The organism is Nonomuraea sp. NPDC049480 (assembly GCF_044465905.1).
Lineage (GTDB): Bacteria > Actinomycetota > Actinomycetes > Streptosporangiales > Streptosporangiaceae > Nonomuraea.
In genome coordinates this window covers 53,095-79,067 of the sequence record NZ_JBITMD010000005.1, presented here as the reverse complement: position 1 = coordinate 79,067, position 25,973 = coordinate 53,095, and the positions used below count along the sequence as shown (strand labels likewise).

Here is a 25,973-nt window from a genome sequence, read left to right as displayed (position 1 = left end):
CAGGGCCGCCTCATCCGGGAACGACGGCAGGGACCAGTTCGTAGCCGGTGATGATCTCCGGACGGATGCGGATCACCTGTTCCATCTCCCCCATCACCCACGGCTGGATCATGGACTTGAATCGAGCCGTCTCCTCAGGGTCCTTCACGAGCTGGGCGACGCCGGTGACGACCACGCTCCAGCCGAGGCGTTCCTTGACGTCCAGCTCGTCCGCTTCGAAGGCCACCACGGCCTCGAACGCCGCCAATTCCGTACTCAGGATGGTTCCCGCGCTGGAACGGATGACGATCTGCCCGTCGGCGACGATGTGATTAACCGGCCGTACGGCCGGAAGTGCGTGCCGCGTGAACACGACACGTCCGAGCGGCACACTGGCCAGCCTCCGAAGTGAGTCCACCGCGGATAGTTCCTTGAGATTACGGCCGTTCATGCCACCAGACCGCCTGTTGTACTGGAATTCACCGCAACAGCCTGATGCACGGACGGCGCCGGGAGTAGGGTCCAACGTCCCTTCTTGTCGTTTTCTTCTCCGAGGGCTGCCGTGGTCGGATGGGTCCGGCGGTGACGCGTCATGCCACGGTTCGACTGGCGGCGCGTATGCCGGTTTCCTTGAGGGCGAGGACCGCGGCACCGGCCAGCGTCCAGGCCGCGACCACGGCGAGGTCCATCCAGGGCCACGGCCGGCCCGCCGGGTCCAGTACGGCGAGCAGGGTGTGGGAGACGTGCTTGAGCGGGAAGACGTCACCGATCGCGCGCAGCGCAACCGGCAGTTCCCCGCCGATGACGAACACGTCGGAGACGAAGGCCAGCGGCAGGAAGGTGCCCAGAGTGATCGCGTTCGCGGTCTGCTGCTTGCTCACGAACGTCACCACGAGAGCGCCGAGAACCGCGAAGCACGCGCCCCCGAGGACGATCGCGGCGAGCATCCCGGGAATCATGGCAGGCTCGACGGTGACGCCATAGCCCAGCGCCGCCACCAGTGCCAGCACGGCAGCGGTCACCAGGGTGACCAGGAGCGCCGTAGTGAGACTGCCCGCGCGATAGGCCCAGCGCGGGAGCGGGGTGCCGGTCAGCCGCTTGAGCACGCCGCTCTCGCGGTCGCCCGCAATGGTTTCGGCGATGTTGACGTAGGAGGCCACTCCCACCGTGTACGTGATCATCGCGGCGAGCATGAACACCGGCAGTCGCACCCCCGAGACCCGAGCCTCGCCGAAGACCAGTGAGACCAGCACGAGGAGCAGCACCGGCAGGATCACCGTGAAGAACGCCGTGGACGGGTCGCGGCGTAGCCGGATCGCCGCGTGCACGGCCTGGCCGGCCAGCAGGCGCCACGACGCCGGGCGGCCCTGCCGTCGCACGAACCGGCTGCGTGCCGCCCGACCCGTCGTCGTCCGGGCCGGGGGTCGTTCCCAGCGGAAGCGCCACACGGCCACGGCCGCGCCGCCGATCCCCCAGGCGGCCAGCACCGCCAGGTGATCGCCGGCAAATCCGGAGCCGCCGAGCAGCGGATTCATGGCGTCGCGGACGGCATTGGCGAAGTGCCGCAACGGGAAGGTCCATCCGACGATGTCCAGCCAGGCCGGCAGCCGGGCGCCCACGAGCATGATGTCGGAGATGAACGCCAGCGCCAGCAGCAGCCCCGTGCCGAGCAACTGCACCGCGGCACCGCTTCGTACCAGCGCGACCACGGCGAAGCCGAGCGCGGTGAAGCAGGCGGCACCGGTCAGCAGGGTGAGCAGCAACGCGGGCAGCGTGTGCCACACCATCTGCAGATCGTAGAAGAACAGGCCCGCCGCCAGCAGCACGGCGACGGTCGCCGCCGCCATCACCAGTGACGCCCCGACCAGCCCGGTCAGGACAGCCCAGGCGGGCACCGGGGTGCCGCGCAGCCGCTTCAGCCAACCGCGGTCGCGCAGGTCGGCCAGGTGAATGGCCAGCGCGCCGAAACAGCCCTGTGCCACGCCGAACACGGCCATGACCGGGATGACGAACTGCATCACCCGCACGCCCGTGCGCGGCTCGACGATCTGGTTGCCCACCGCGGCACCCACGATCACCGTCATCAGCAGCGGGATCGCGACGGTGAAGATGGCGGCGACCGGGGTGCGGAAGAAGGATCGGGTCTCGTGCCAGACCAGTCGGCTGATCATGATGTCGCCTCGTTCACCAGGTCGAGATAGACGTCTTCCAGCGATGGCCGGGCCAGCGTCAGTGAGGTCAGCTCGGTGCCGCGCTCCAGCGCCCAGCCGGTCAGGACGTGCATGTCACGGGCGGGTTGGGCGGTCTGGACCGACACGACTGGACCGTGCGCCTCGACGCGGCCCGTCAGGATGGGCAGATCCGCGGGGACCGTTCCCTCCGGGAGCCGGAAGGACAGCACGCTGGCACCCTCGGCCGCGATGAGGGTATCCGGCGCGCCGATGGCCACCAGGCGGCCTTCGCGCAGCACCGCCACCCGGTCCGCCAGCTGCTGCGCCTCGTCCATGTAGTGCGTGGTGAGCAGGATCGTGGTGCCGGACGAGCGCAGCCCGTCGATCAGCTCCCAGGCGTGGTGCCGGGCCGAAGGGTCGAAGCCGGTGGTGGGCTCGTCCAGGAAGAGCAGCTCCGGCCCGCCGACCAGGCCGAGCGCCAGGTCCAGGCGGCGCCTCTGCCCTCCGGACAGCGTCCGTACGCGGGCGTCGCGCTTGTCCTTGAGGCCTGTCTGTTCGATGACCTCGTCCGGGTCGCGGGGGCGCGGGTAGAAGCCGGCGTACAGGCGGACCAGCTCCGCGACGGAGAACTCCTCCTCGAACCCGGCCTCCTGCAGCACTATGCCGATGCGCTCACGATAGGCCCGGCCGCCGGTGGCCGGATCGAAGCCGAGAACCGACACGCGACCGGCGTTCCGGCTGCGGTGCCCTTCCAGGATCTCCACCGTGGTGGTCTTGCCCGCGCCGTTGGGGCCGAGCAGTGCGAACACCTCTCCCTGCGCCACGGTGAAACTCACCTCGTCGACCGCCTTCACCGCCCCGTAGTGCTTGCCTAGCCCTTCCACGATCACCGCTGACATGTCGACTCCTTCCGTCGGCCTTGAGCGTCTCCCGCGACCGCCGGACGCGGCAGGGCCGAAAGGCACGACCTTGGGCCCTATGAGGAGGGGGTAATGCGGAAGACGGGGACCCGAGCCACGATCCGCTCGTACTCCTCCAGCGGTGCGTGCCGGTCCACGGGCACATGCGGGCGCGCGCCCGGCGCCAGGTCCAGATAGCGGCGCAGGATGGAAGCACGTAGCGCGGGCTCGACCTCTTCCAGCCGGACGGGCCGGCGACGGCCATGGCGCAGCACCGCCCGGCCTCCAGCCGCACGCACGTTGAGCACCCAGTTGGCGTTGGACCCCAGCATCGCCACCAGGTAGCGCTCTCCTCGGTAGTCGGCGGCCACCAGCGGGAAGGAGATGATCCGGCCGGTACGCCACCCGGCCACCTCCAGAGTCACCAGGCACTTCACCAGCCCGGACGAGTGCAGCACGCGCCAGGCCCGGTTCATGGCCCGGGCCACGCGGTTCGGCCGCCCGCCACGATAGAGCCAGTGGTGCCAGCGTCCTGACCGTTTCACGAGTTCACCTTCTCGGGTCAGCTCGCCCAAGCGCGCAGCCCTCGACGGCTTCCGCGCCCGCGCATGTGGGCCAGCGATTCCTTCTCCAGTTGGCGCACCCAATGCGGGGTCAAGCCGAGCTTCTCAGCGACCTGGCGCGGCGTGTGCTCGGCGTGCCCGTCCAGCCCGAACCGCAACCGCATGATCAACGCCTGGCGCGGCGCCAGCCCGTCGATGAGCGAGGCGAGCAGGTCCTTCAGTGCCTCGTGTTCGACGAGGTGCTCGGCCGGCAAGGCCGCCACGTCCTCTACCAACTCGCCCAGCGTCGTCTGGTGCCGCCCCTCTCCTACGATCACGTCGAGGCTGGCGCATCCCTGCGGCAGCCGGCGCAGGGCGGCGAGTTTGGCCTGCTCCAGTCCTGCCTCCTCGGCCAGCTCATGCTCCGTCGGGAGGCGTCCGAGCCGGTGCGTGGCCACGATCTCCGCCCGCACGACCTTGGCGAGCTCGTCCTGCACGCCGATCGGCAGCCGGATCGTGTGCGCGTACTCCAGCCCTCGCTGGATGGCCTTGCGGATCCACCAGGTGGCGACCGTGGAGAACCGGTTGCCCCGGGTGTGGTCGAAGCGCTCCACGGCCTCGATCAACCCCAGGTTGCCGTCCTGGATCACGTCGGCGAGCGAAAGGCCGCGATGCGCGTATCGCCTGGCGATCGACACGACCAGGCGCAGGTTCGCCTCGATCATGTGCTTCCTGGCGGCCCGCCCGTCGGCGGCCACCGCTTCCAGCTCGGGCTCCCCACCGCCTTGCGCGATCAAGCGGGCGGCGTAGGCTCCCGCCTCGATCCGTTTGGCGAGCTCCACCTCCTGCTCGGCGGTCAGCAAGGGAGTTCTACCGATCCGTGCCAGATAGTCGCTCAGCTGATCGTGCGGAGCCGGCTCCGCGTCGGCGTGGATGCTCACCGGACGCTCCTGACCACGGCCAGCGGGCAGGGGGACTGGTGGAGCAGTTCCTGGCTGACCGAGCCCAGGACCATCCCGGCGAACGTGCCGTGCCCGTGCGAACCCGCCACCAGAAGGTCGGCACCGGTAGCGGCCTGGCGGAGCACCTCGACGGGATGGCCGTGCACCATCTCGTCGACGAGGGCGACGTCCGGGTACCGTTCGGCGAACTGCCTTGTCACCTGGAGCACCTCATCAAGGGCGGCAGGGCCCGGCTGAGCATAGGTCCTGGCGTGGACGGCACGCAGCCGCGCTTCCCGCAGCCGCGCCTCCGCGAAGGCGAACTCCAACACCCGGGCCGATGCCGGCGAGCCGTCGATCCCGGCGACGATCTCTCCGCGCGGCAGCGAGGGCAGCTCGCGCACCACCACGACGTCACAGGGCGCGTGCCCGGCCACACCGTGGGCGACCGATCCGACGAGCATCCCGCGGAAGCCCCCGATCCCGTGGCTGCCGACCACCAGCAGCTCAGCGTCCACCGCCGCGGCGATCAGTGCGGCCCGCGGATCATCGGGCAGGAACGCCGTCTCCACAGTGATCTTCGGTTGCTCCCTGCGTGCCCGTTCCTCGGCCGCCGCCAGGACGCTCCCGCCGCCCTCGCGCATCCATCCCGCCACTTCTGCATAGCGGCCGGTCTCGGTCTCGTACGCCCACCGCGGCATGGCATGCGCCACCTTCAGCGGCACATCCCTCAAGGCGGCCTCCCGTGCGGCCCACCCGACGGCATCCAGCCCGGCCCGCGAGCCATCCACTCCGACGAGAATCATGGTTTCCTCCCTGTGTCCCCACCAGCACACGTTGGAAAGGGCATCGCTCCCAAGCGCCGAAAGACCTCCACGGGACGGGACTTTCGACCCCAGTTCGAGCTCGATGCCGCGGCGCCTCCCCCAAGGCGCCTCAAGGGACGGCACGCTCAACGGGCGGACCGGGTCTCCCGACGCGGTCAACGGCCAGGGATTCCACGGTCACGTACCTCGGGCGCGCACGGATTGGGACTTTGGCCTCTTTGGGATCGTGGATCGTGTGACTAGTGTCGGAGGCATGATTCGTGTATTCCTCCTCGATGATCATGAGGTCGTACGGCGCGGGGTCGCCGCCCTGCTTGACTCCGAGGACGACATCGAGGTGATCGGCGAGGCGGGTACAGCCGAGTCGGCCATCGCCCGCATCCCCGCGCTCAAGCCCGACGTTGCGGTGCTCGACGTGCGGCTACCGGATGGCAACGGGGTCGACGTGTGCCGGGAGGTGCGGTCCCGGGTGCCCGGGCTGGCGTGTCTGATGCTGACCTCGTTCGCCGACGACGACGCCCTGTTCGACGCGGTCATGGCAGGTGCTGCCGGCTACGTGCTCAAGCAGATCCACGGCTCGGACCTGGTCGGCGCGGTGCGCACGGTCGCCTCGGGCCAATCCCTGCTCGACCCTCAGACCACCGCGGCCATGCTGCAGCGCCTGCGCGACCAGGCCGCCCGCAAGGACCCTCTCGCCGCGCTGTCGGAGCAGGAACGCCACATCCTCGACCTGATCGGCGAAGGCCTGACCAACCGCCAGATCGGCGAACGGCTCTTTCTGGCCGAGAAGACGGTCAAGAACTACGTCTCCAACCTGCTGTCCAAGCTCAACATGCAGCGCCGCACCCAGGCCGCCGCCCTGTCCGCCCGCCTGCGAGCCGACAGGCCAGAATGACGGGGTCCATCTCGCTCACCATCCCTTCCGACGTGCCTGGGCAGATGACAGCCTCGCCGCCGCAACCGCCGCCTGTCCGTAGCTGATGCCGCCGTCGTTGACCGGGACCCGCTCGCCGATGTACGGCTCGAAGCCGGCCGTGGACAGCCGGACGAGCACGTCCGTGGCCAGCAGCCGGTTCTCGAACACGCCGCCCGACAAACACACCTGGGTGACGTCGTGCTCGGCTGCGGCTCGTTCGCACATCAGCACGGTCACGGCCGCGATGGTGGCGTGGAAGGCGGCGGCGATGCGGCCGATCGGATCGCCGCCCTCCTTGGCCTCCAGCAGGTCGCGCAGTGTGGCCAGGCCGTCGTACACCCACAGCCCGCCCAGCCGCTCCAGCCGCCATGCCAGCGGATCGGCGCCGGCGTAGGCGGTGGCGGCCTGCTCCAAGCGCATCGCCGCCTGGCCCGCGAACCCGTTCACCTCGCACAGCCCCAGCAGCGCCGCGGCGGCGTCGAACAGGCGGCCCGCGCTGGAGGCGACCGGACAGTTCACGCGTCGCGCGATCATCCGTCCGATGACGTCCGCATCGGGCAGGCCGGCGACGAGACCACTGGGGATGGGGCCCGTGGTGGTCTCGCCGCCGAGCAGGTAACCGAGCGCCATGCGGGCAGGTCGGCGTACGGCCGCGTCGCCGCCAGGCATCGGAGCATGGGAGAAGCGGCCCAGCCGCTGGTAACCCGTGTATCCGGCCAGCAGCAGCTCACCGCCCCAGAACGTGCCGTCGTCGCCGAGGCCGAGCCCGTCATAGGCCACGCCCAGGAACGGCGGCTCCAGCCGGTGTTCGGCCGCCACCGCGGCGACATGCGCGTGGTGGTGCTGCACGGCCACACGGTTGGGCCAGCGGCGCGCCAGCCGGGTCGACAGGTAGCCGGGATTCAGATCGTGCACTGCGTGTACGGGCTCGATGCCGTGGATGTGGCGTAGGTGGTCGAGCGCCTGCTCGTACGCCTCCAGCGTCTGGGCGTCGGACAGATCACCGATGTGCGGCCCGAGCACCGCCTCGTGGCCGTCGGCCAGCGTGAACGTGCTCTTGAGCTGGGCGCCCACGGCAACCAATGGCGGGCCGGCGACAGGGAGGCTCAGCATGGCCGGAGCCAGCCCGCGGGCGCGGCGGACCGTCGTGGCGTGCGACCCGAACGAGCGGATCACCGAGTCGTCGTAGCGGGCCACGATGGGCCGATCGTGGGTGAGCACGCCGTCCACGTCCAGCTCGGAGACGTCGTCGATCAGCATGGGGCTGTCGGCCTGATTGGCGCTGGTCACCACCAAAGGACGGCGTAGCGCGTCCAGGAGCAGATGGTGCAGTGGCGTGTACGGCAGGAACAGCCCGACGTCCGGCATCCCATGGCACACGCCCGGCGAGAGCACCCCATGCCGTCGCGGGGCCAGGACGATGGGCGCGGACGGATCCTGGAGCAGGCGGCGATCGGCCTCCGACAGGTTGGCCAGCGCGCCGGCGGTGATCGTGTCGCGCACCATGACGGCCAGTGGCTTGGCGTCGCGCGCCTTGATCTGCCGCAGCCGGGAGACGGGCTCGTCGTTGATCGCGTCGCAGACGAGCTGGAACCCACCCAGCCCTTTGATCGCGATCACGCCGCCACCGGCGATGAGGTCCACCGCCGCCCTCAGGGCCGCTTCCCCCGTCAGACTGGAGAATCGCAGCCGAGGGCCGCAGGATGCGCAGGCGATCGGCTCGGCGTGGAAGCGCCGGTCGTCGGGGTTTCGGTATTCGGCGGCGCAGGCGGCGCACATCTCGAAGTCGCGCATGGAGGTAAGGGCCCGGTCGTAGGGCAGGTCCTCGATGATTGTTGCGCGGGGCCCGCACGCCGTGCAGTTGATGAACGGGTAGCGATAGCGCCGGTTGGCCGGGTCGAACAGCTCGCGCAAGCAGTCGGCGCAGGTGGCCATATCCGGCGGGATCTCGCGGGCGGCGGCCACGGCCTTGCTTTCCGTGATCTCGAACCCGACGGCCTCCTGATCGAAGATCCCGGGAGTGACGACAACGTCACGGACATGCGCTGCCTGGGGCGGCAGAGCCCGCAATCCGGAGACGAATTCCTCCAGCCGGGCCGGCGGCCCGCTCGCGGAGATCACGACGTGCCCGCCGGCGTTCCTGACGTGCCCGCGGATCCCCATCCCGGTCGCCAGCCGGTGGACGAACGGCCGAAAGCCAACGCCCTGGACGGTCCCGTGTATCTCGATCCGCCATGCCGTATCCATCTTCGGCTCCTACAGCAGTGGGGGAACGATGAGAAGATCGTCCTTGTCGGAGGCCACCTCACAGATCACGTCGACGACGCCCTCGACGGCGCGTACCGCCTCCGCCACCGCAATGGCCTGGGATCTCCACTGCACGCGGCCGCTGACCTTCACCACACCCTGGTCGATCTCGATGGAGAACGCCTCGGGGTCCCGAAGCACCGCTCGGACGTCCGCTTCCAGCTCCGCGGTCGGACGGGTGAACACCCGCAGCACGTCACGCTGGTGCAGCGTGCCGATGATCCGGCCGGTCACCGGGTCGATCACGGGCAGTTGTTTGATGCGCTTGTCGTGCATCAGCCGGGCCGCATCCCGCACGCAGGTGCCCGGCGTGACCGTGATGGCGGGAGAGGTCATCAGCTGACCCGCCGTCACCGCCGCGGCCTTGTCGTGTTCGTGCCGCCGGCGACGGGACTCGAACATCGACACGCTGTGCCGTACCGGATCGATCTCTTTGAGCAACAGATCGTCCTCTGACACCACGCCCACCGGCCGACGGTCGGCGTCCACGACGGTGACCGCGCCCACCGCGTACCGCTTCATCGCGGCCACGATGTCGGCGAACGACGCGTCCTCCAGCACGGCGATGGCCACCCGGCCCATGACGTCCTTGACTTCGATCGACATGACACGCCTCCTCACTTCCGCTCCTACGCTCCTCTTCGTTGGCCTCGCCGCGCACCGGCGAACGTCCCGAATGCGAGGCCATAGGTCCTATGCGCGAACCACCGCTACCGGGCAGCGGGCATGGTGCAGAACGCCGTGGCTGACCGAGCCGAGCAGCATCGAGCCCACGGCGCCACGCCCGTGCGAGCCCACCACCAGCAGGTCCACCCGCCCGGACGCCTCGACCAGGGCATCCACCGGGTGCGCGGAGACGGTGTCCTCGATGACCGTCACCTGCGGGTAGTCCTTCCGGGCGGCCTCCACCCGGTCGCGGACGACCTGGTGCTGCGCCCTGCGGACCTCGTCCATGTCGTAGGCGGCCTCCGGGGCGAAGGCGTGTACCGGCAGCTGCCAGGCGTGCACCACCCGCAGCGTGGCGCCGCGCAGCTTCGCCTGCTCGAAGGCGTAGGCCAGCGCTGGCTCGCACTCGGGCGAATCGTCGACCCCGGCCACAACCTCCCCGTGCGCTGGCCGCAGCTCGCCGCGTACCACCACGACCGGGGCGTGTACGTGCCCGGCCACGTGCATGCTGACCGAACCCAGCAACGCGCTGGCGAACCCGCCCAGCCCGCGGCTGCCGACCACCAGCTCGGCGGCGTCTTTGGCCTGCTCGCGCAGGACCATGCCGGGTGTACCCTCGACGTCCTGCGTGGTGACCTCGACCGTGGGCTGACGTTCGTGGACGAGCGCCTCGGCTTCGCGCAGAATCCTTCGGCCCTCGCGCAGCAGCGCATCCGGCACCATCGGAATCGGATATTTACCGACCTGGTACCAGTCGCGGTCCACCGCGTGCACGATCCGCAGCGGCATTCGCATGCGGAAGGCGTCGTTGGCCGCCCACTCCACGGCGGCTCGTGAGGGCACGGAGCCGTCCACTCCTACGATGATCATGATGCGTCCTCCTTCGTTCGCGCATTCATCAGACCTCGCTGGTGCCTTTCGGTTGCAGGGCCGGAGGTCAGTCCGCCAAGGGCCGAAGGACCTTTCTCCCGCATGAGCCGGTGGCTGGCTTCGGCATCATGCCGAGGGAGCGCATGCTCATGACCGGCACCGGTGACTCGGACGTCGCATCCGCTACCACCGCACCGCCTACGGCGGGCCCATGGACCAGGACCTGCGCACCGGGCGGGAAGGCGTCGTCCCGCACCAGATCACCGGCCGCCGTATCCACGGCCTCTGAGGAACGGCCGGCTGTCTCCGCCCGCCCTCGGAGGCCGAAATACCGATGCTCGGATGTGGTCCTTCTGGAGCCACGTCCCTGGTCACGCCATCCGCTGGGCCATCTCGACAAGCCGGTTGGCGTAGCCCCACTCGTTGTCGTACCAGCCGAACACCTTCACCAAGTCCCCGCTCGCCTGGGTCAGCGCCGAGTCGAACACGCATGAGGCGGCGTCTCCGATGATGTCGCGGGAGACGAGCGGGTCGGTGCTGTAGCGGAGGACGCCGTGCAATTCACCTTCAGCGGCCGCGGCGAAGGCGTCGTTGACCTCCTGGGCGGTGACCGGGCGGCTGAGCTGGGCGGACAGGTCGGTGATCGAGCCGTCCTCGACCGGCACCCGGATGGCGACGCCGTCCAGCCGGCCGTTCAGCTCGGGCAGCACCTGGCCGACCATGCGGGCGGCCCCGGTGGTCGTCGGCACGATGTTGACCGCCGCCGACCGAGCGCGGCGCGGGTCCTTGTGCGGGGCATCCAGCAGCATCTGGTCACCGGTGTAGGCGTGGATCGTGGTCATGAAGCCGCGGACCAGGCCGAAGCGCTCGTGCAGCACCTTGACCATGGGCGCAACGCAGTTCGTGGTGCACGACGCCAGGGAGACGATCTCGTCCCGGTCCGGGTCGTAGGCGGCGTCGTTGACGCCCGGCACGATCGTGGCGTCCAAGCCCTTCCCCGGGGCTGAGAGCAGAACCCTGCGCGCACCGGCCTTGAGATGGCTCGCCAGCGCGTCCCTGGTCCGGAAGCGACCGGTGGCGTCGATGACCAGCTCGACACCGTGGGCGCGCCAGTCGATCTCCGCCGGGTCGGCGTGCCTGCTGACCGCGATCGTGCGGCCGTTCACTTCCAAGGCGGTGGCCGAGGCGGCGACCGGCAGATCGAGCCGGCCGTAGGTGGAGTCGTGCTTGAGCAGGTGGGCCAGCGTGGCCGGGTCGGTGATGTCATTGATGGCGACGATGTCCAGGTCGGTGCGCAGCGCGCGGCGCAGGACGGCCCGGCCGATCCTGCCGAACCCGTTGATTCCGATTCTCATGCCTGCATCGTCCGGCGCTCGGGGACCGATGCTTAGAGGCGACGGTCCCTCTTGTCATGGGACCTTCGGCCCCTCATCGGCGCAACGCGCCGGGTGGCGTCGCCCCCAGCCTGTGCCGCTCCAGCTCGCCCTCCACCAGAGGTCCCTGGCCGCCGGTGACGTAGAAACTCTGTGCCTTCGCCACCGCGCCGATATCGAGGCGGCGCAGTCGCTTGGCGATGCCACGCGCGGCCGAGCCGGGCATGCGCGGCTTGGCGATGCGGGTATCGAAGGCGGCGGAGCCGAGCCTCGCCGACGAGGTGCGCAGCGTGGCCAGCCATTCGCGCACGCCGTGCCTCAGGGAGACCAACGGCTCTGTGGCCTGCTCGGCGGCGGACCGGCGGGTGGACGCCCGGCTCATGGAGAAGGCGTGCGTCGGCCCGCCCACCACGAGCAGCCCGACTTCCGGCCCCACCTGTGCGGGCGCGGAGCCGACCTCGACCACCTCGGTCCGCACCCGGGAAGCCAGCCCTTCGGCCACCGCTTCGGCGATCTGCTTGGTGTTGCCGTACATGGATTCGTAGACGACCAGCGCGTCCATCACGCGCCTCCTCATCGGTTGTCGTGGGGTAGAACCGGTTCGAGATGGAACATCCCGGTGACCACTTCGCCGGGCCCTTCGATGGGCCTGGCACGTCCGGCGACGGCCGCCAGCACGTCACGAGCCGTCACCATGCCGACCAGCCCATCGTCCGACAGCACCGGCACGGCATCACAGCCGGCGTCGAGCATGATGGCCGCGACCCGGGCCAGCGGGGTGTCCGGACGGACCAGCGGCTTGCGCTCGCGGCCGAACAACGTCCGAACCTGGCGGGTGGACTGCTCCTGCGGCCCGCCCGACCAGGACGCGGCCAGCTGCTCGCGTGTCAGGATGCCCAGCACCCGCTCGCCGTCGACGACCGGCAGGTGGTGAACGTCGGCACGACGCATCAGCTCCCAGGCCATCAGCGGCGACTCCTCCGGCCTGACGGCCACCAGGATGCGGCTCATCACCTGCTCGGCGGTCAGCGACTCGGCGCTCATGACGTCTCCCTGATGTACGGCCGTACGACCGCGACGGGGCGGGTCACGTGGTGCAACACCCCATGGCTGACCGAACCCAGCAGGGCCGAGGCCAGACGGCCCACGCCGCGCGAGCCGACCACGACCAGATCCGCCGACCGGCCCGCCTCGATCAGCGCGGTGACAGGATGCGCGCATCGCTGGTCGTCGCTGATGTCGACGTCGGGGTTGCGGACGCGCCACGACTCGACCCGCTCGCGCGCCGCGCGCATCGCATCCTGCATGGCGACTTCGATCAGGCTGTTGTATGTGACGGCGTACGGCGAGAACATCGGCACCCGCCAGGCGAAGACGACGCGCAGCCGCGCCTTCCGAGCCCGAGCCTGCTCGACGGCGTAGGCCATCGCAGCTTCCGAATGCCCCGAGCCGTCATATCCGACCACGACGGTGTCGTAGCGCTCCACAGCGGGAGCGGGGACGATGACGACTGGTCCCGCGGCGTGCCCCGCCACGGCCAAGCCGACCGAGCCGACCATCATCCCGGCGAATCCGCCGAGCCCTCTGCTGCCCAGCACCAGACTGTCCGCCGACTCCGATTCCACGATCAGGTTCTTGATCTCGTTGCCGCTGAGCAGCTCCGTCATCACCTTGACATCGCCGGTGAGCCGCCGGGCTCGGTCGGCGGCGGCCTCCAGCGCCCCCGTGCAGTACTCGATGCCGTCGCTGTGCGGCCGCTGCTCGCATACATGCACGATCCGTAAGTCCAGTCCGCGCCGCTGCGCGTCGGCGGCGGCCCACTCCACTGCCGCGGTCGCCGGTGCGGACCCGTCCACGCCGACCACGATGTGACTGGCCATCACGCCTCCCATCCACGAGTTGCATCTCTCCCTTCACCTTCGCGAGAGCGAACTCTGCGCGCAGCGGGCCTAAGTCCCCTACGAGGGCGCCGTTGGTCCTCAGCCGACACGGATTGGCCTTGACGAATGCGTGCCCAAAGAGGAAGGGTGTGGCTCTGCTTTCAGTGACCGGAGCGACCGCCTGCAGCGCTTGCTCACACACGCGGGGCCTCTACCGGGTCGAGGACTTCCAACACCGGGCGGCGGGGCACGCGCGGGACCGGCGAGCCGTACCCGAACCTGATGAGCATCTGCACGTGTCCGAAAGGCCCGGCCTGGTCACCGCGGTGCGGCGCGGGCCGCAGGTCGAGCGGCTGACTGAACATCGACGCCGCCACGCCGTGGGCGGTCGCGGTGAGCAGCACGCGCTGCAGCGCCTGCCCGGCGCCCAGCCAGTCGCATGGCCCGTCACCTCTGGTGAACAGAGCCGCGAGATGCGGATCGGCCTCGAAGTCGGCGCTCGGCCGCGTGCTGTCCGCGCCGGGCGTGCCGTGCCGGCCCGCCGCCGTGTGCCGCCCGTAGCCCACATCGTGGCCGCCCAGGTGGAAGTCCCGCATGGGCAGCTCGCCGTTCCTCGGGCGGGGGCCGAAGGCGTGCTCGGGCACGCCGTCGAAGGTCCTTACCGGATCCGTCCAGCGGGCAAGCTCGGCCCGGTAGGGCTCCTCGGCGACCAATGTGTCCTCGGCCGCGCCGATCATGTTGAGCACGCGTCGCGCCGTACGTCCCTTCACCAGGACCAGCGTGCCGCCCTCCGCGTGCGCGGCATGCACCAGGTCGACAAGGACCTCCCTGGGCAGCTGCCGGCCGTCGAACGGGAAGCGGTTGGTACGCCGGTGCGGGATCATGTCGTACAGCAACCGCTCGTCCTGGTCCGGCGGGTCGCCCGGGATTGCGTGCACCGTGGCCAGGAGATCGGGGTGGCCGGCCGGGTCGGGCAGCGTCGTGACGTGGGCGTCGTGCCCAGTCATCCGGGTCGCCAACCGCAGGTTGAACAGTGCGGCCCCGCAGCTGATGCCGAGCCCGCGTCCCATCGGGTCGGTGACGGGGAGCAGCCGGTCGAGATCGGCGTACAGATCCATGGTCGCGTCGTCGACGCGGTGGAAGCGCCACGGCTGGGTGTTGTGCACCGATGGCGCCGCGATGGCGGCGTTCACCATTCTGCTCACGCCGCCGGGCGTCGCGAACGGGAGCTCTCGGGCGGCGAGGGATCCGGCATCAGGGGTTACAGCGGACATGAGATAAAGATCACGTGGCCCGTCATGATCACGACAGGGACCAAGGTCCCTGGGTACGCGTCCGATGGACCGTTTCCCAGCCTGGCCCGGGCACCGCGGCCGACTACCAGCTGGTGGAGTGACCTAGCCGGCGGCACGGTCAAGCCCTGCTGTCGCACCTCGTCCCACGTTGTTGTCTTTGAGCGTCCTCCTGCGGGGTAGCGGACGCCAAATGATCCATACGATGAGCGCCTCGATGCGAGGAATTCATGGCCGTGGGTGAGAAAGGGGTGTCCGTCTCCAGTCGGATGCCCTGGGTGATGCTGGGTGTGGCGACGTTGGGGTTTGCGGTGAATTTCTGGGCTTGGGCGCTGCTCAGCCCGTTGGGGCCGCGGTTTAAGGAGTTGCTGGGTCTGTCGGCGCCGCAGCAGGCGTTGCTGGTGGCGGTGCCGGTGATCGTCGGCTCGCTGGGGCGGATTCCGGTGGGGGCGCTGACCGACCGGTACGGCGGCCGGGTGATGTTCCCGCTGGTATCGGCCGCCACCATCGTGCCGGTGCTGTTCATCGGTGTCGCGGGGCAGGGCTCGCTGGTGGCGTTGCTGGTCGGTGGGTTTTTTTTGGGCGTCGCCGGTACCGCGTTCGCTGTTGGGGTGCCGTTCGTGAATGCGTGGTTTCCGCCGCATCGGCGGGGGCTGGCGGTGGGGGTCTTCGGTGCGGGGATGGGTGGCACCGCGATCAGTGCGCTGACCACCGTCCCCCTGGTCAGGACGGGCGGCGCGGCCGCGCCGTTCGTCGTCACGGCGGTCGTGCTCGCGGTCTACGCGGTCGTCGCGTGGTTGGTGCTGCGGGATGCTCCCGGGCGGAGTGTGGCCGGGCAGCCGCTGATGGCTCGGCTGGCGGCCACGACCCGGTTGCCGATCACGTGGCAGGCGTGCCTGCTGTATGCCGTGGCGTTCGGCGGTTATGTCGCTTTCTCCGTCTACATGCCGGCCTATTTGCAGACGGGTTATGGGCTGGAGCAGGGGGATGCGGCTTTCCGGATGGCCGGGTTCGTGGTGCTGGCGGTCCTGGCGCGCCCGGTCGGCGGGTGGTTGTCGGATCGGATCGGCGTGGTGCGGGTGCTGGTGGGGGTGTTCGCCGTGGTCGCCGTCATGGCGGCGATCCAGGCGCTGACGCCCGCTTTGATGCCAGTGGGTACGGTCGCGTTCTTGTCCATGGCGGCGGCGCTGGGTGCGGGCAGTGGTGCCACGTTCGCACTGGTTGCCCAGATTGCCCCGGCCGACAAGGTCGGCTCGGTGACCGGGCTGGTCGGCGCGGCCGGTGGGTTGGGCGGGTTCGTGCCTCCGCTGGTCATGGGCTTCATCTACGGCCGGCTCGGCTCCTACGGGCTCGGCCTGGCACTGCTGGCCGTCACCGCCGCGCTGTCCATCGTTCTGACCCTGACCGCGGTACGCGCCCTGACCGCCGCACGAGCACCCGTCCGCTGATCACGCCTTGCGCCGCGGCCAGGCGCTGTCCGCGTACGCCAGAGGACCGCGGCCCCGCTCGCGCCTTGGGCCGCGGTCCGGCTCGGGGCGACGCCCCCGTCAGCTGTCGTGAACGGTGCTGACCAGGCCGTAGTCCCCGTCGTCCCGGCGGTAGACGAGACCACCGCCGCCGGTGTCGGCATCGGCGAAGAAGACGAACGGGAACCCGGTCAGCTCCAACCGCTCGATCGCCTCCTCCGGTGCGAGCCGCGGGGCGGGCAGCGGGCTGACCGAGATCGCGGCGCACGTCGGCGTCGGCAGGTCCGGCTGGGGCACGAGCTGGGCGAGTCGGTAACCGTCGCCGGCGCGGTAGACGACGCTGTCCTGGCCCGTGGTGGCCTCGGTGAACAGCAGGAAGTCATAGTCGAGCTGCTCCATGTCCACCACCGCCTCGTCGGGCACGGCGCGGGCCGCCGTGAAGGTCCGTACGATCCGCTGCTGGCCACCGGACCGGCCGGGCGGTTGCTGCTGGTGGTGGCGCCCCCGCCGGTTCTCCCAGTCCCTGGTGCTCTCCAAAAGCCGCGCCCGCAGCCGGTCGCCGAGCAGGTGAATGGCCGCGCGCGTGGAGACGGCGCTGGCCTGGGCCCTGATGAGCCGCCCCTGGACGTCCAGCACGGCCTCCGCCGTCCGTCGCTCCACTGCGAGCCCCGGCGCGGTAGCGAGCTTGACCTTCGCGCCGAGCACCGGCTCATGGGCGAGCCGTGCCAGCTCGGCCACGGTCTGCCTGGCACGCCGGACGTCGGCGGACCGGATCCCGCCACGGATCTTGACCTGCACGTCCGCGGGATCAAGAGCGATGGGCCTGTGCCTCATGGGTGAGCACCTTCTTCGCATCCGATTCTGACGCCTTCACCCTCTGATCAGTTCGGAGGCCGCCGCCAGGGACTTTCGTCCCCACTGCGCAAGGACGTTGGGCTCCTGCGACGGAAGGGACCTGAGGGGCGGGAGCGATCACATGGAGGTCTCCAGCCCGCCGCTGAATGGACTTTGGTCCCTGCTCGAGGTCGACGGCAGACGACAGGGTGGTCGCATGCGGATCCTGATGACGGAGTCGGACCCCTCCGGCGGCGCGGTGGCCGGGGCGTTGCTCGCCCTCGAAGGACACGAGGTGGCCTACTGCCATCCTCCCGGCGCGCCGGCGTCCACCGCGCCGTGCGCCGGGATGGCCCTGGAAGGGCATTGTCCGCTGGCCGACGGGGACGTGGATTTGCTGGTCGACGTCAGGCTGGCGCCGGGGCCGTTCACGCTCAGAGAGGCCGGGGTCATGTGCGCCTTGCGCGCGCAGGTCCCGGTATTGGTGGCAGGGCCCACACCGTCGGGCACCGCGCTGGACGAGATCGCGTCCAGATGTGATCCCGTCGACCTGGTCGAGACCTGCGCGGAAGCGGTATCGCCGGCCGGCCCCGCAGCCCGCCGGGCCATCGCCGACGCGGTCCGGCCCCTGCTGCACCGCGCGGGCACACGCCCCCAGGTACAGCTCGTGGAGGTGGACGGCACGGTGCACGTCTACCTGTCGTTCCTGAGCGAGATCAGCACCGTCCTCGCCGAAGAGATTCGCCAGGCGGCCGCCCAGGCCTACACGCGGGTGACCCGCGACCGCTTCCGGACCGTCGCCCACGTGGCGCTGCTGGCCGGAGCATAGATGGTGCGTGTGGCGATCGGATCAGCCCCGAGTCAGCGTCATGGCTCCCAGCCGCGCCGGGCGGGGGGCCGGCGTTTGGTCCCTGCTGCGGTAGACGATGGACGGCCGGACGAGGTAGCCAATGGGCGCGATGAGCACATGAACCCGCCGGGTGAGGGGCCAGATCGCGAAGAGCAGCAGGGTGCCGAGCGCGTGCAGCTCGAACAGCAGGCCGGTCGTGATCGCCACCCGGGCCGCCAAGCACCGAGCCGAGCAAGCCCGAAGCGGCCTCTCCGAAATGAAGGACATCATCGTGAGGCCTGCGATCATGAGCGTCGGCATCCAGCGACTTGAGGTGCGGTGATGTCACCGGGCTGGAGCCGCCCTTTCAAGCCCGTCAGGCCTGTTCGTCGGCAAACCGCGGGATCGGTTCAGCCGCTCTGGCCGGAGGTGAGGACGGCGGTGATGGCCTGCTCGACCGTGGCGTGCACGGGCAGGTGCGCGTCGATTCCGGTGATCTGCAGCAAGCGGGCGGGCTTCCCCTGGGCGGCTGCCAGATGGACGCTAGGGCCGTCAGCGCCGCCGCGGCGGATGCATGCGAGCAGGACCTGCAGGCCGGCGCTGTCCAGGAACGACAACTCGGTCAGATCGAAGATCACATCGTCGCCGGGTCGGCGGACACGGTCGATGTAGCCGGCCAGCTCGGCGCTCGTGGTGTGGTCGACCTCGCCGCCGATCGCGATCACGCTCATGCCGGGCAGATGCTGGTGGGTCATCGTCAGCGACGCCGTGGAATCCCTCGCCGGGCTGGGCGAGGGCTTACGCGGCCAGGAGACGCCCATGCGGGCACCATAGACCTTCCACGTCGGCGCCGATACCCCCTGTTATGTCCCGATGTGGCGATGGGGCGCCTGACCGCCTGACGCGGATCAGGTTACGGCCCGAGTTTTTCTGTGGCGGGCAATGAAAGCCGATATGTCGGGTAAGGCGGCTTTGTGGCGCTTGGGGAGAGGGGTAACGATGTCGGCGATGGACGGGCCGGTCAGCGACGCGTTGCTGCGGATGGGGCGGCATCTGCGGTCGGGCGCGGTCTCAGCGGACCTGCGGACGCTGCACCAGATCGGCGGGCGCCAGGCCGACGCCTTCTACCGGGACCGGTGGAGCCATGACAAGGTGGTGCGCTCCACACACGGGGTGAACTGCACGGGTTCGTGCTCCTGGAAGGTGTACGTCAAGGACGGGATCATCACCTGGGAGGCGCAGCAGACCGACTATCCCAGCGTGGGTGGCGACCGGCCGGAGTACGAACCGCGCGGCTGCCCCCGCGGCGCGGCCTTCTCCTGGTACACCTACTCCCCCACCCGAGTGCGCTACCCGTATGCGCGCGGCGTCCTGGTGGAGATGTACCGCGAGGCCAAGGCCAGGCTGGGCGACCCAGTCGAAGCGTGGGCGGAGATCACCGCAGACCCGGACAAGCGTCGCCGCTATCAGTCGGCCCGCGGCAAGGGCGGCCTGGTGCGGGTCACCTGGGACGAGGCATGTGAGATCATCGCGGCGGCGCATGTGCACACCATCCAAGCGTACGGCCCCGACCGGGTGGCCGGGTTCTCCCCCATTCCCGCGATGTCGATGGCCTCGCACGCGGTCGGCGCCCGGTTCATCTCGCTGATCGGCGGCGCCATGCTGTCGTTCTACGACTGGTACGCCGACCTTCCGGTGGCCTCGCCGCAGGTGTTCGGCGACCAGACGGATGTGCCCGAGTCGGCGGACTGGTGGGACGCCTCCTATCTGATGTTGTGGGGCTCGAACGTGCCGGTCACCCGGACGCCGGACGCCCACTTCATGGCCGAGGCGCGTTATCGGGGTCAAAAGGTGGTGGTGCTCGCGCCTGACTACAACGACGCGGCCAAGTTCGCCGACGAGTGGCTGGCCCCGCACCCGGGCACGGACGGCGCGCTGGCCATGGCGATGGGGCATGTGATCCTCAAGGAGTTCTTCGCCGGCCGCGAGACGCCCTACTTCGCCGACTACGTCAAGCGGTTCACCGACCTGCCGTTCCTGGTCCGGCTCCGCGAGCACGACGGCGGCGCGTACGTGCCGGACAAGTTCCTCACCGCGGCCGATCTCGGCCAGGAGGAGCAGGAGGCGGCGTTCGCCACGGTGCTGCTGGACGCGCGCACCGGTGAGCCGGTCGTGCCGAACGGGTCGCTCGCCTTCCGCTACTCGCAGCAGGGGCAGGGACGCTGGAACCTCGACCTGGGCGAGGTGGACCCGCTGCTGACCTGCCTTGGACAGGAGGCGGCGGCGGTCGCGCTGCCGCGTTTCGACGGTCACGGCGACGGGGTGCTGGAACGTGGGGTGCCGGTGCGGCGGGTCGGCGGCCACCTGGTCACCACGGTCTACGACTTGATGCTCGCCCAGTACGGGGTGGCCCGCGACGGGCTCCCCGGCCGCTGGCCCGCCTCGTACGACGACGCGGCCGAGCCGTACACCCCGGCCTGGCAGGAGGCGATCACCGGCGTGCCGGCCGCGGCGGCTGCCCGCATCGCCCGTGAGTTCGCCGCCAACGCCGAGGAATCCCGCGGCCGATCGATGATCATCATGGGGGCGGGGACGAACCACTGGTTCCACTCCGACACCATCTACCGCTCGTTCCTGGCGCTGACCACGCTGACCGGTTGCCAGGGCGTCAACGGCGGCGGCTGGGCGCACTACGTCGGCCAGGAGAAGTGCCGGCCGATCACCGGGTGGGCGCAGCTGGCCTTCGGCCTGGACTGGTCGCGACCGCCCCGACAGATGATCGGCACCGCCTACTGGTACCTGCACACCGACCAGTGGCGCTATGACACGTACTCGGCCGACGTCGTCTCCTCGCCGCTCGGCGGCGGCGCGTTCACCGGCAAGGCCACCGCCGACCTGCTGGCCGCCTCGGCCCGCATGGGGTGGATGCCGTCGTACCCGACGTTCGACCGCAACCCCCTGGATCTGGCCGACGAGGCCGCCGCGGCGGGTGTCGAGACGGGGCCGTACGTGGCCGGACAGGTCGCCGACGGGCGGCTCGGCTTCGCCTGCGAGGACCCCGACGCGCCCGCGAACTGGCCGCGCGTGCTGACCGTGTGGCGGGCCAACCTGCTCGGCTCCTCGGCCAAGGGCAACGAGTACTTCCTGCGCCACCTGCTGGGCGCCGACTCGGCCGTCCGCGCGGAGGAGGCCGCGCCCGGGCAGCGGCCCGACAGCTTGGCCTGGCCGGCTGAGGCGCCCCGAGGCAAGCTCGATCTGCTGCTGTCGCTGGACTTCCGGATGACGTCCACGACGCTGTTCTCCGACATCGTGCTGCCGGCCGCCACCTGGTACGAAAAGCACGACCTGTCCTCGACCGACATGCACCCGTTCGTGCACGCCTTCACCCCGGCGATCGACCCGCCCTGGCAGACCCGGACCGACTTCGCCGCTTTCCACGCCATCGCCAAGGCGTTCAGCGGTCTGGCCAAGGCCCGCCTCGGTACGCGCACGGACGTGGTTGCCGTGCCGCTGCTGCACGACACGCCCGACGAGCTGGCCACCCCGCACGGGCGGGTGCACGACTGGCGCACGACGGGCCGGCCGCCCACGCCAGGACGCGACTTCCCCAAACTGGTCACCGTCGAGCGCGACTACGGGGCGGTGGCGGAGAAGATGGCCGCCCTCGGCCCGCTGCTGGAACGGCTCGGCGCCACGACCAAGGGGCTGACGTTCGACGTCTCCGGCGAGATCGACCGGCTGGGCAGGATGAACGGCACCGTCCGCGGCGGCGTCGCCGGCGGCCGCCCGTCTCTGGCCCGCGACAGCGACATGTGCGAGGCCATCCTGGCCCTGTCGGGCACCACGAACGGGCACCTGGCCGCCCAAGGGTTCGCCACGCTGGGCCGGCGTACCGGGACGTCGTTCGACGGGCTGGCCGACGAGCACAAGCAGATCTCCTTCGCCGACACCCAGGCCCGGCCGGTGCCGGTGACGACCTCGCCGGAGTGGTCGGGCAGCGAGACCGGCGGGCGCCGCTACTCTGCGTTCACGATCAACGTCGAGCACCGCAAGCCCTGGCACACGCTCACCGGCCGCCAGCACTTCTACCTCGACCACGACTGGATCCACGAGGCCGGCGAGGCGCTGCCGGTCTACCGGCCGCCGCTGAACATGACCGCAATGTTCGGCGAGCCCGGCGTGGGAGAGTCCGGCGAGAACGGCATCACCGTGCGCTACCTCACCCCGCACTCCAAGTGGTCCATCCACTCCGAATACCAGGACAACCTGCTCATGCTCACCCTGTCGCGTGGCGGGCCGACCATCTGGATGAGCCCAGCCGACGCCGCCAAGGCGAAGATCTCCGACAACGACTGGGTGGAGGCGGTCAACCGCAACGGCGTCGTGGTGGCCCGCGCGATCGTCTCGCACCGCATGCCCGAAGGCACGGTGTACATGTACCACGCCCAGGAACGGGTGGTGGACGTGCCGAAGAGCGAGACCTCCGGTCTGCGTGGCGGCATCCACAACTCTCTGACCCGGCTGCTGGTCAAACCCACGCACCTGATCGGCGGCTACGCCCAGCTGTCGTTCGCGTTCAACTATCTGGGGCCGACCGGCAACCAGCGCGACGAGATCACCGTGATCCGCCGCCGCAGCCAGGAGGTCGACTACTGATGCGTGTCATGGCGCAGCTGGCCATGGTGATGAACCTGGACAAGTGCATCGGCTGCCACACCTGCTCAGTCACCTGTAAGCAGGCCTGGACCAACCGGGCAGGCACCGAGTACGTCTGGTTCAACAACGTCGAGACCCGGCCCGGACAGGGCTATCCCCGTACCTACCAGGACCAGGACAAGTGGCAGGGTGGCTGGGAGCTCAACCGGCGCGGCCGGCTCCGTCTGAAGGCCGGCGGCCGGCTCAAGAAGCTCTTCTCCATCTTCGCCAACCCGCTGATGCCGTCGATCCAGGACTACTACGAGCCCTGGACCTACGACTACGACCGGCTCTTCTCCGCCCCCATGCAGGCCGACACCCCGGTGGCACGACCCCGCTCGCTCATCACCGGCCAGCCCACCAAGATCAGCTGGAGTGCGAACTGGGATGACAACCTGGCCGGCGGGCCCGAACTGGCGCCCGCCGACCCGGTGCTGCGCAAGCTGTCGGACCAGGTGAAGCTGGAGTTCGAGCGGGCCTTCATGTTCTACCTGCCGCGCATCTGCGAGCACTGCCTCAACCCCTCCTGCGTGGCCTCCTGCCCGTCCGGCGCGCTCTACAAGCGCTCCGAAGACGGTATCGTGCTGGTCGACCAGGACCGGTGCCGTGGCTGGCGCATGTGCGTGACCGGCTGCCCGTACAAGAAGGTGTACTTCAACCACCGCACCGGCAAGGCCGAGAAGTGCACGTTCTGCTTCCCGCGCGTCGAGGTGGGCATCCCCACGGTCTGCTCGGAGACGTGCGTGGGGCGGCTGCGCTACATCGGCCTCATCCTGTACGACGCCGACCGCGTCGCCGAGGCGGCCTCCGTCCCTGACGAGAAGGACCTGTACGAAGCGCAGAAGAGCGTACTGCTGGATCCGCATCACCCCGAGGTGATCGCCGCCGCCCGTGCCGCCGACATCCCCGAGGACTGGCTGGAAGCCGCCCGCCGCTCCCCCATCCACCGGCTGATCTTCGAGTACGGCGTCGCACTGCCGCTGCACCCGGAATACCGCACCATGCCGATGGTCTGGTACATCCCGCCTCTGTCACCCGTGGTGGACGTGCTGGCGAACACCGGCCACGACGGCGAGGACGCAGGCAACCTGTTCGGTGCCATCGACGCCCTGCGCATCCCGATCGGCTACCTGGCCGAGCTGTTCACCGCCGGCGATGCGGAGCCGGTCCGGGCGGTGTTGCGCCGCCTGGCCGCGATGCGCTCCTACATGCGCCGCATCAACCTCGGCCAAGACACCGACGAGTCGATCGCCACGGCGGTCGGGATGAGCGGCGAGCAGATCGAAGGCATGCACCGGCTGCTGGCCCTGGCCCCCTACGACGAGCGATACGTCATCCCCAAGGCTCACGCCGAGCAGGGCGCGCAGCTGGAAGAGCTGGCCACCGGCTGCAGCCTCGACTACGAGGGCGGCCCCGGCATGAACGGTCCCTTCGGCGAGGCATCCGGGATGCCCGCCCCGGTGGCGGTGGAGAACTTCCACGCGCTGCGCGAGCGGCAGACAGGCGAGGACCTGGACGACGCCGACGAACTGCGCGGCCGCGTCAACCTGCTCAACTGGGACGGCAAGGGCACACCCGACGGGCTGTTCCCCCGGAGGAAGAAATGAACGAGCGTGACCTGCGCAGCGCCCACATGGTGGCCTCGGTGCTGCTCGGCTACCCCGACGAGCGCCTCTACGACGGGCTTGACGTGCTGTCCGCCGAGGTGGCCGGCTTGCCGGCGGGCGAGGTACGAGAACGGCTGGCGGCCTTCCTCGCCCACGTGGCCACCACCGCCCCCGCTGAGCTGGCCGCCCACTACGTGGCGACGTTCGATCTGAAGCGGCGCTGCTGCCCGTACCTCACGTATTACGCCTACGGCGACACCCGCAAACGAGGCGCGGCGCTGCTGCGCTTCAAACATGCGCTGCACCAGGCAGGGTTCGAGCTCACCGACGGCGAGTTGCCTGACCACCTGGCCGTGGTGTGCGAGCTGTTGGCACGCGGCGCCGTCCGCGAGGCCCGGCGGCTCATGTTGGAACATCAGGCCGGGTTGGAGGTGCTGCGGGCGGCGCTGGAGGAGGAGCACTCGCCGTACGCCGGCGTGGTCGCCGCCGTGCTGGCCACGCTGCCCCCGGCCGGCGCGCGCGAGCAGGAGGCCGCGCTTCGGCTGGCCGCCGAGGGGCCGCCCGCCGAAGCTGTCGGCCTGGAACCGTATGCGATCATGGAGGCGGGCCGATGAGCATCCTGCTATGGGTGATCTTGCCGTATGTGGCGCTGACCGTGTTCGTGCTCGGCCACGTGTGGCGCTACCGCTACGACAAGTTCGGCTGGACCACCCGCTCCTCCCAGATGTACGAGTCGCGGCTGCTGCGCATCGGCAGCCCGCTGTTCCACTTCGGCATCCTGGTGGTGGCGCTCGGCCACGTCGGCGGCCTGGTGATCCCCAAGAGCTGGACCGAAGCCATGGGGGTAAGCGAGGAGCTTTACCACGTGTCCGCCGTCGTGCTGGGCACGATCGCGGGCATCGCCACGGTGGGCGGCCTGGCCATCCTGATCTACCGGCGCCGTACCGTCGGCCCGGTGTTCAGCGCCACCACCCGCAACGACAAGCTGATGTACGCCGTCCTGGCCCTCACCATCGCCCTCGGCCTGGCCGCCACCGTCCTGGCCAACATCACCGGCGGCGGCTACGACTACCGCACCACCGTCTCGCCGTGGTTCCGGTCGATCTTCTATTTCCAGCCGGATCCCGCGCTGATGGCGGGCGCGCCGCTGCTGTTCCAGCTGCACGCGCTCAGCGCGCTGGTGCTGTTCGCGATCTGGCCGTTCACCCGGCTGGTGCACATGCTCACCGCGCCCGTCGGCTACCTCACCCGGCCCTACATCGTCTACCGCAGCAGGGACGAAGGACGGCCCACCGCCCGGCGCGGCTGGGAACCCTCGCGCTGATCAGCGAACGGGTGCCCGCGCGGCGGTCAGGGCGCGTACCGCAGTCGTCGCGCAGAGCGCGCCCGTACCGGCGCGGTCGGTGACACCGAAGGACGGGTTGATCCCCAGGGCCACCATGCGGAACCGGTGCGGGTGACGCACCGTCAGGCTGGCCGGTCCCAGGACCCAATGGTCTTCGATGAAGTACCGCGCCTCGTAGAACGACGCCTCGATCGCGTACCGGAGTGTCACCAGGTCCAGCAGTTGCGGGCCGTCCAAGACGCCATACCACAAGGCGTGAACAAGCGTCGGCGTGAACGGAACCAGCTGATCGCCCGACCCGAAGCTCGAACCGGCGAGAATGAACGAGGTGGGGGTGAGTTAGCGAGGTAGCGCTTGAGGCAACGAATTGATTGCCGTCGCTCGTGCGTCTGGCCAGGTAGTCCCGAGTTTCGGGATCGCATCGCTCGAGAGTGAGAGCGATGGGGTGCAGGGCGCGGTTCAGCGCCCGGTCTCCGAAGGGGTTGAGCGGGGTGGCGGGTGTTCTTGCCGCTGCTGGCCTCGATGGGGCCGACG

25 protein-coding genes are annotated in these 25,973 nt (G+C 69.9%); 7 read left to right on the top strand and 18 right to left on the bottom strand.

Features of this window, described 5'->3' with window-relative positions; genetic code table 11:
- Positions 1-10: 10 nt before the first annotated feature.
- The 6 genes from ACIBX3_RS16320 to ACIBX3_RS16295 form a co-directional block, all read right to left on the bottom strand.
- Positions 11-397, bottom strand: coding sequence for a pyridoxamine 5'-phosphate oxidase family protein (locus ACIBX3_RS16320; RefSeq protein ID WP_397117545.1), 387 nt, complete (start codon positions 395-397; stop codon positions 11-13).
- Between the two features lie 172 nt (positions 398-569).
- Positions 570-2,150, bottom strand: a complete 1,581-nt coding sequence (locus ACIBX3_RS16315; RefSeq protein ID WP_397117543.1) for an ABC transporter permease — start codon at positions 2,148-2,150, stop codon at positions 570-572.
- Positions 2,147-3,049, bottom strand: a complete 903-nt coding sequence (locus tag ACIBX3_RS16310; RefSeq protein ID WP_397117542.1) for an ABC transporter ATP-binding protein — start codon at positions 3,047-3,049, stop codon at positions 2,147-2,149. The genes ACIBX3_RS16315 and ACIBX3_RS16310 overlap by 4 nt, the downstream gene beginning before the upstream one ends.
- Positions 3,050-3,126: 77 nt before the next feature.
- Positions 3,127-3,594, bottom strand: coding sequence for a nitroreductase family deazaflavin-dependent oxidoreductase (locus tag ACIBX3_RS16305; protein WP_397117540.1), 468 nt, complete (start codon positions 3,592-3,594; stop codon positions 3,127-3,129).
- Between the two features lie 17 nt (positions 3,595-3,611).
- Positions 3,612-4,532 carry an RNA polymerase sigma factor RpoD/SigA gene (locus tag ACIBX3_RS16300; RefSeq protein WP_397117539.1) on the bottom strand — a complete coding sequence of 307 codons (921 nt, stop codon included), beginning with the start codon at positions 4,530-4,532 and terminating at the stop codon, positions 3,612-3,614.
- The gene (locus ACIBX3_RS16295) at positions 4,529-5,338 is read right to left on the bottom strand and encodes a universal stress protein (protein ID WP_397117537.1); all 810 of its coding nucleotides are present in this window, start codon (positions 5,336-5,338) and stop codon (positions 4,529-4,531) included. The genes ACIBX3_RS16300 and ACIBX3_RS16295 overlap by 4 nt, the downstream gene beginning before the upstream one ends.
- Positions 5,339-5,612: 274 nt before the next feature.
- Here ACIBX3_RS16295 and ACIBX3_RS16290 point away from each other — a divergent pair, with 274 nt between their 5' ends.
- Positions 5,613-6,254 (top strand): response regulator, encoded by a 642-nt coding sequence (locus ACIBX3_RS16290; RefSeq protein WP_397117535.1) that lies wholly within the window; start codon positions 5,613-5,615, stop codon positions 6,252-6,254.
- Positions 6,255-6,269: 15 nt separating this feature from the next.
- On the opposite strand, the gene hypF is transcribed toward ACIBX3_RS16290, so the two are convergent.
- The 8 genes from hypF to ACIBX3_RS16250 form a co-directional block, all read right to left on the bottom strand.
- Entirely contained in the window at positions 6,270-8,522 is a 2,253-nt protein-coding gene (hypF, locus tag ACIBX3_RS16285; protein WP_397117533.1) for a carbamoyltransferase HypF, read from the bottom strand.
- Between the two features lie 9 nt (positions 8,523-8,531).
- On the bottom strand, positions 8,532-9,188 hold the full coding sequence (locus ACIBX3_RS16280; RefSeq protein WP_397117531.1) for a CBS domain-containing protein: 657 nt from the start codon (positions 9,186-9,188) through the stop codon (positions 8,532-8,534).
- An 87-nt stretch (positions 9,189-9,275) separates the two neighbouring features.
- On the bottom strand, positions 9,276-10,118 hold the full coding sequence (locus tag ACIBX3_RS16275; RefSeq protein ID WP_397117529.1) for a universal stress protein: 843 nt from the start codon (positions 10,116-10,118) through the stop codon (positions 9,276-9,278).
- A gap of 371 nt (positions 10,119-10,489) precedes the next feature.
- Positions 10,490-11,473 carry a type I glyceraldehyde-3-phosphate dehydrogenase gene (gap, locus tag ACIBX3_RS16270; RefSeq protein ID WP_397117527.1) on the bottom strand — a complete coding sequence of 328 codons (984 nt, stop codon included), beginning with the start codon at positions 11,471-11,473 and terminating at the stop codon, positions 10,490-10,492.
- 73 nt (positions 11,474-11,546) lie between these two features.
- On the bottom strand, positions 11,547-12,053 hold the full coding sequence (locus ACIBX3_RS16265; RefSeq protein ID WP_397117525.1) for a flavodoxin family protein: 507 nt from the start codon (positions 12,051-12,053) through the stop codon (positions 11,547-11,549).
- Positions 12,054-12,064: 11 nt separating this feature from the next.
- Complete coding sequence (locus ACIBX3_RS16260; RefSeq protein ID WP_397117524.1) at positions 12,065-12,535, bottom strand: HPP family protein; 471 nt, start codon at positions 12,533-12,535, stop codon at positions 12,065-12,067.
- Positions 12,532-13,371, bottom strand: coding sequence for a universal stress protein (locus ACIBX3_RS16255; protein WP_397117522.1), 840 nt, complete (start codon positions 13,369-13,371; stop codon positions 12,532-12,534). The genes ACIBX3_RS16260 and ACIBX3_RS16255 overlap by 4 nt, the downstream gene beginning before the upstream one ends.
- 194 nt (positions 13,372-13,565) lie before the next feature.
- Positions 13,566-14,645 carry an Acg family FMN-binding oxidoreductase gene (locus ACIBX3_RS16250; protein ID WP_397117520.1) on the bottom strand — a complete coding sequence of 360 codons (1,080 nt, stop codon included), beginning with the start codon at positions 14,643-14,645 and terminating at the stop codon, positions 13,566-13,568.
- A 248-nt stretch (positions 14,646-14,893) separates the two neighbouring features.
- Between ACIBX3_RS16250 and ACIBX3_RS16245 the strand changes: the two genes are divergently transcribed.
- The gene (locus tag ACIBX3_RS16245; protein WP_397117518.1) at positions 14,894-16,111 is read left to right on the top strand and encodes an MFS transporter; all 1,218 of its coding nucleotides are present in this window, start codon (positions 14,894-14,896) and stop codon (positions 16,109-16,111) included.
- A gap of 99 nt (positions 16,112-16,210) precedes the next feature.
- On the opposite strand, the gene ACIBX3_RS16240 is transcribed toward ACIBX3_RS16245, so the two are convergent.
- Positions 16,211-16,963 (bottom strand): sigma 54 modulation/S30EA ribosomal C-terminal domain-containing protein, encoded by a 753-nt coding sequence (locus ACIBX3_RS16240; RefSeq protein WP_397117516.1) that lies wholly within the window; start codon positions 16,961-16,963, stop codon positions 16,211-16,213.
- 217 nt (positions 16,964-17,180) lie between these two features.
- Here ACIBX3_RS16240 and ACIBX3_RS16235 point away from each other — a divergent pair, with 217 nt between their 5' ends.
- Positions 17,181-17,792 (top strand): hypothetical protein, encoded by a 612-nt coding sequence (locus ACIBX3_RS16235; RefSeq protein ID WP_397117514.1) that lies wholly within the window; start codon positions 17,181-17,183, stop codon positions 17,790-17,792.
- Between the two features lie 21 nt (positions 17,793-17,813).
- On the opposite strand, the gene ACIBX3_RS16230 is transcribed toward ACIBX3_RS16235, so the two are convergent.
- Complete coding sequence (locus tag ACIBX3_RS16230; protein ID WP_397117512.1) at positions 17,814-18,020, bottom strand: respiratory nitrate reductase subunit gamma; 207 nt, start codon at positions 18,018-18,020, stop codon at positions 17,814-17,816.
- Between the two features lie 182 nt (positions 18,021-18,202).
- Positions 18,203-18,613, bottom strand: coding sequence for an STAS domain-containing protein (locus tag ACIBX3_RS16225; protein ID WP_397117510.1), 411 nt, complete (start codon positions 18,611-18,613; stop codon positions 18,203-18,205).
- Between the two features lie 178 nt (positions 18,614-18,791).
- On the opposite strand from ACIBX3_RS16225, the gene ACIBX3_RS16220 reads away from it, so the two are divergent.
- From ACIBX3_RS16220 to narI, 4 genes are read left to right on the top strand one after another with little or no spacing between them, the layout of a single operon-like run.
- The gene (locus ACIBX3_RS16220; protein ID WP_397117508.1) at positions 18,792-22,448 is read left to right on the top strand and encodes a nitrate reductase subunit alpha; all 3,657 of its coding nucleotides are present in this window, start codon (positions 18,792-18,794) and stop codon (positions 22,446-22,448) included.
- Entirely contained in the window at positions 22,448-24,094 is a 1,647-nt protein-coding gene (gene narH / locus ACIBX3_RS16215; protein WP_397117506.1) for a nitrate reductase subunit beta, read from the top strand. The genes ACIBX3_RS16220 and narH overlap by 1 nt, the downstream gene beginning before the upstream one ends.
- Positions 24,091-24,708: a nitrate reductase molybdenum cofactor assembly chaperone gene (gene narJ, locus ACIBX3_RS16210; RefSeq protein WP_397117504.1), complete on the top strand. Its 618-nt coding sequence runs from the start codon at positions 24,091-24,093 to the stop codon at positions 24,706-24,708. Before narH ends, narJ begins: the two co-directional genes overlap by 4 nt.
- On the top strand, positions 24,705-25,418 hold the full coding sequence (narI, locus tag ACIBX3_RS16205) for a respiratory nitrate reductase subunit gamma (protein ID WP_397117502.1): 714 nt from the start codon (positions 24,705-24,707) through the stop codon (positions 25,416-25,418). The genes narJ and narI overlap by 4 nt, the downstream gene beginning before the upstream one ends.
- On the opposite strand, the gene ACIBX3_RS16200 is transcribed toward narI, so the two are convergent.
- Positions 25,419-25,676, bottom strand: coding sequence for a hypothetical protein (locus ACIBX3_RS16200; RefSeq protein ID WP_397117500.1), 258 nt, complete (start codon positions 25,674-25,676; stop codon positions 25,419-25,421).
- Positions 25,677-25,973 lie beyond the last annotated feature (297 nt).

Excerpts from the sequence above, each read along its gene's own strand:
- ACIBX3_RS16260 (WP_397117524.1), bottom strand. The coding sequence starts at position 12,535 with ATGAGCGCCGAGTCGCTGACCGCCGAGCAGGTGATGAGCCGCATCCTG.
- ACIBX3_RS16295 (WP_397117537.1), bottom strand. The coding sequence starts at position 5,338 with ATGATTCTCGTCGGAGTGGATGGCTCGCGGGCCGGGCTGGATGCCGTC.
- ACIBX3_RS16220 (WP_397117508.1), top strand. The coding sequence starts at position 18,792 with ATGTCGGCGATGGACGGGCCGGTCAGCGACGCGTTGCTGCGGATGGGG.
- ACIBX3_RS16255 (WP_397117522.1), bottom strand. The coding sequence starts at position 13,371 with ATGGCCAGTCACATCGTGGTCGGCGTGGACGGGTCCGCACCGGCGACC.
- hypF (WP_397117533.1), bottom strand. The coding sequence starts at position 8,522 with ATGGATACGGCATGGCGGATCGAGATACACGGGACCGTCCAGGGCGTT.
- ACIBX3_RS16245 (WP_397117518.1), top strand. The coding sequence starts at position 14,894 with ATGGCCGTGGGTGAGAAAGGGGTGTCCGTCTCCAGTCGGATGCCCTGG.
- ACIBX3_RS16225 (WP_397117510.1), bottom strand. The coding sequence starts at position 18,613 with ATGGGCGTCTCCTGGCCGCGTAAGCCCTCGCCCAGCCCGGCGAGGGAT.
- ACIBX3_RS16290 (WP_397117535.1), top strand. The coding sequence starts at position 5,613 with ATGATTCGTGTATTCCTCCTCGATGATCATGAGGTCGTACGGCGCGGG.
- ACIBX3_RS16280 (WP_397117531.1), bottom strand. The coding sequence starts at position 9,188 with ATGTCGATCGAAGTCAAGGACGTCATGGGCCGGGTGGCCATCGCCGTG.
- gap (WP_397117527.1), bottom strand. The coding sequence starts at position 11,473 with ATGAGAATCGGAATCAACGGGTTCGGCAGGATCGGCCGGGCCGTCCTG.
- narI (WP_397117502.1), top strand. The coding sequence starts at position 24,705 with ATGAGCATCCTGCTATGGGTGATCTTGCCGTATGTGGCGCTGACCGTG.
- narJ (WP_397117504.1), top strand. The coding sequence starts at position 24,091 with ATGAACGAGCGTGACCTGCGCAGCGCCCACATGGTGGCCTCGGTGCTG.
- ACIBX3_RS16310 (WP_397117542.1), bottom strand. The coding sequence starts at position 3,049 with ATGTCAGCGGTGATCGTGGAAGGGCTAGGCAAGCACTACGGGGCGGTG.
- ACIBX3_RS16275 (WP_397117529.1), bottom strand. The coding sequence starts at position 10,118 with ATGATCATCGTAGGAGTGGACGGCTCCGTGCCCTCACGAGCCGCCGTG.
- ACIBX3_RS16240 (WP_397117516.1), bottom strand. The coding sequence starts at position 16,963 with ATGAGGCACAGGCCCATCGCTCTTGATCCCGCGGACGTGCAGGTCAAG.
- ACIBX3_RS16250 (WP_397117520.1), bottom strand. The coding sequence starts at position 14,645 with ATGTCCGCTGTAACCCCTGATGCCGGATCCCTCGCCGCCCGAGAGCTC.
- ACIBX3_RS16315 (WP_397117543.1), bottom strand. The coding sequence starts at position 2,150 with ATGATCAGCCGACTGGTCTGGCACGAGACCCGATCCTTCTTCCGCACC.
- narH (WP_397117506.1), top strand. The coding sequence starts at position 22,448 with ATGCGTGTCATGGCGCAGCTGGCCATGGTGATGAACCTGGACAAGTGC.
- ACIBX3_RS16265 (WP_397117525.1), bottom strand. The coding sequence starts at position 12,053 with ATGGACGCGCTGGTCGTCTACGAATCCATGTACGGCAACACCAAGCAG.
- ACIBX3_RS16235 (WP_397117514.1), top strand. The coding sequence starts at position 17,181 with ATGCGGATCCTGATGACGGAGTCGGACCCCTCCGGCGGCGCGGTGGCC.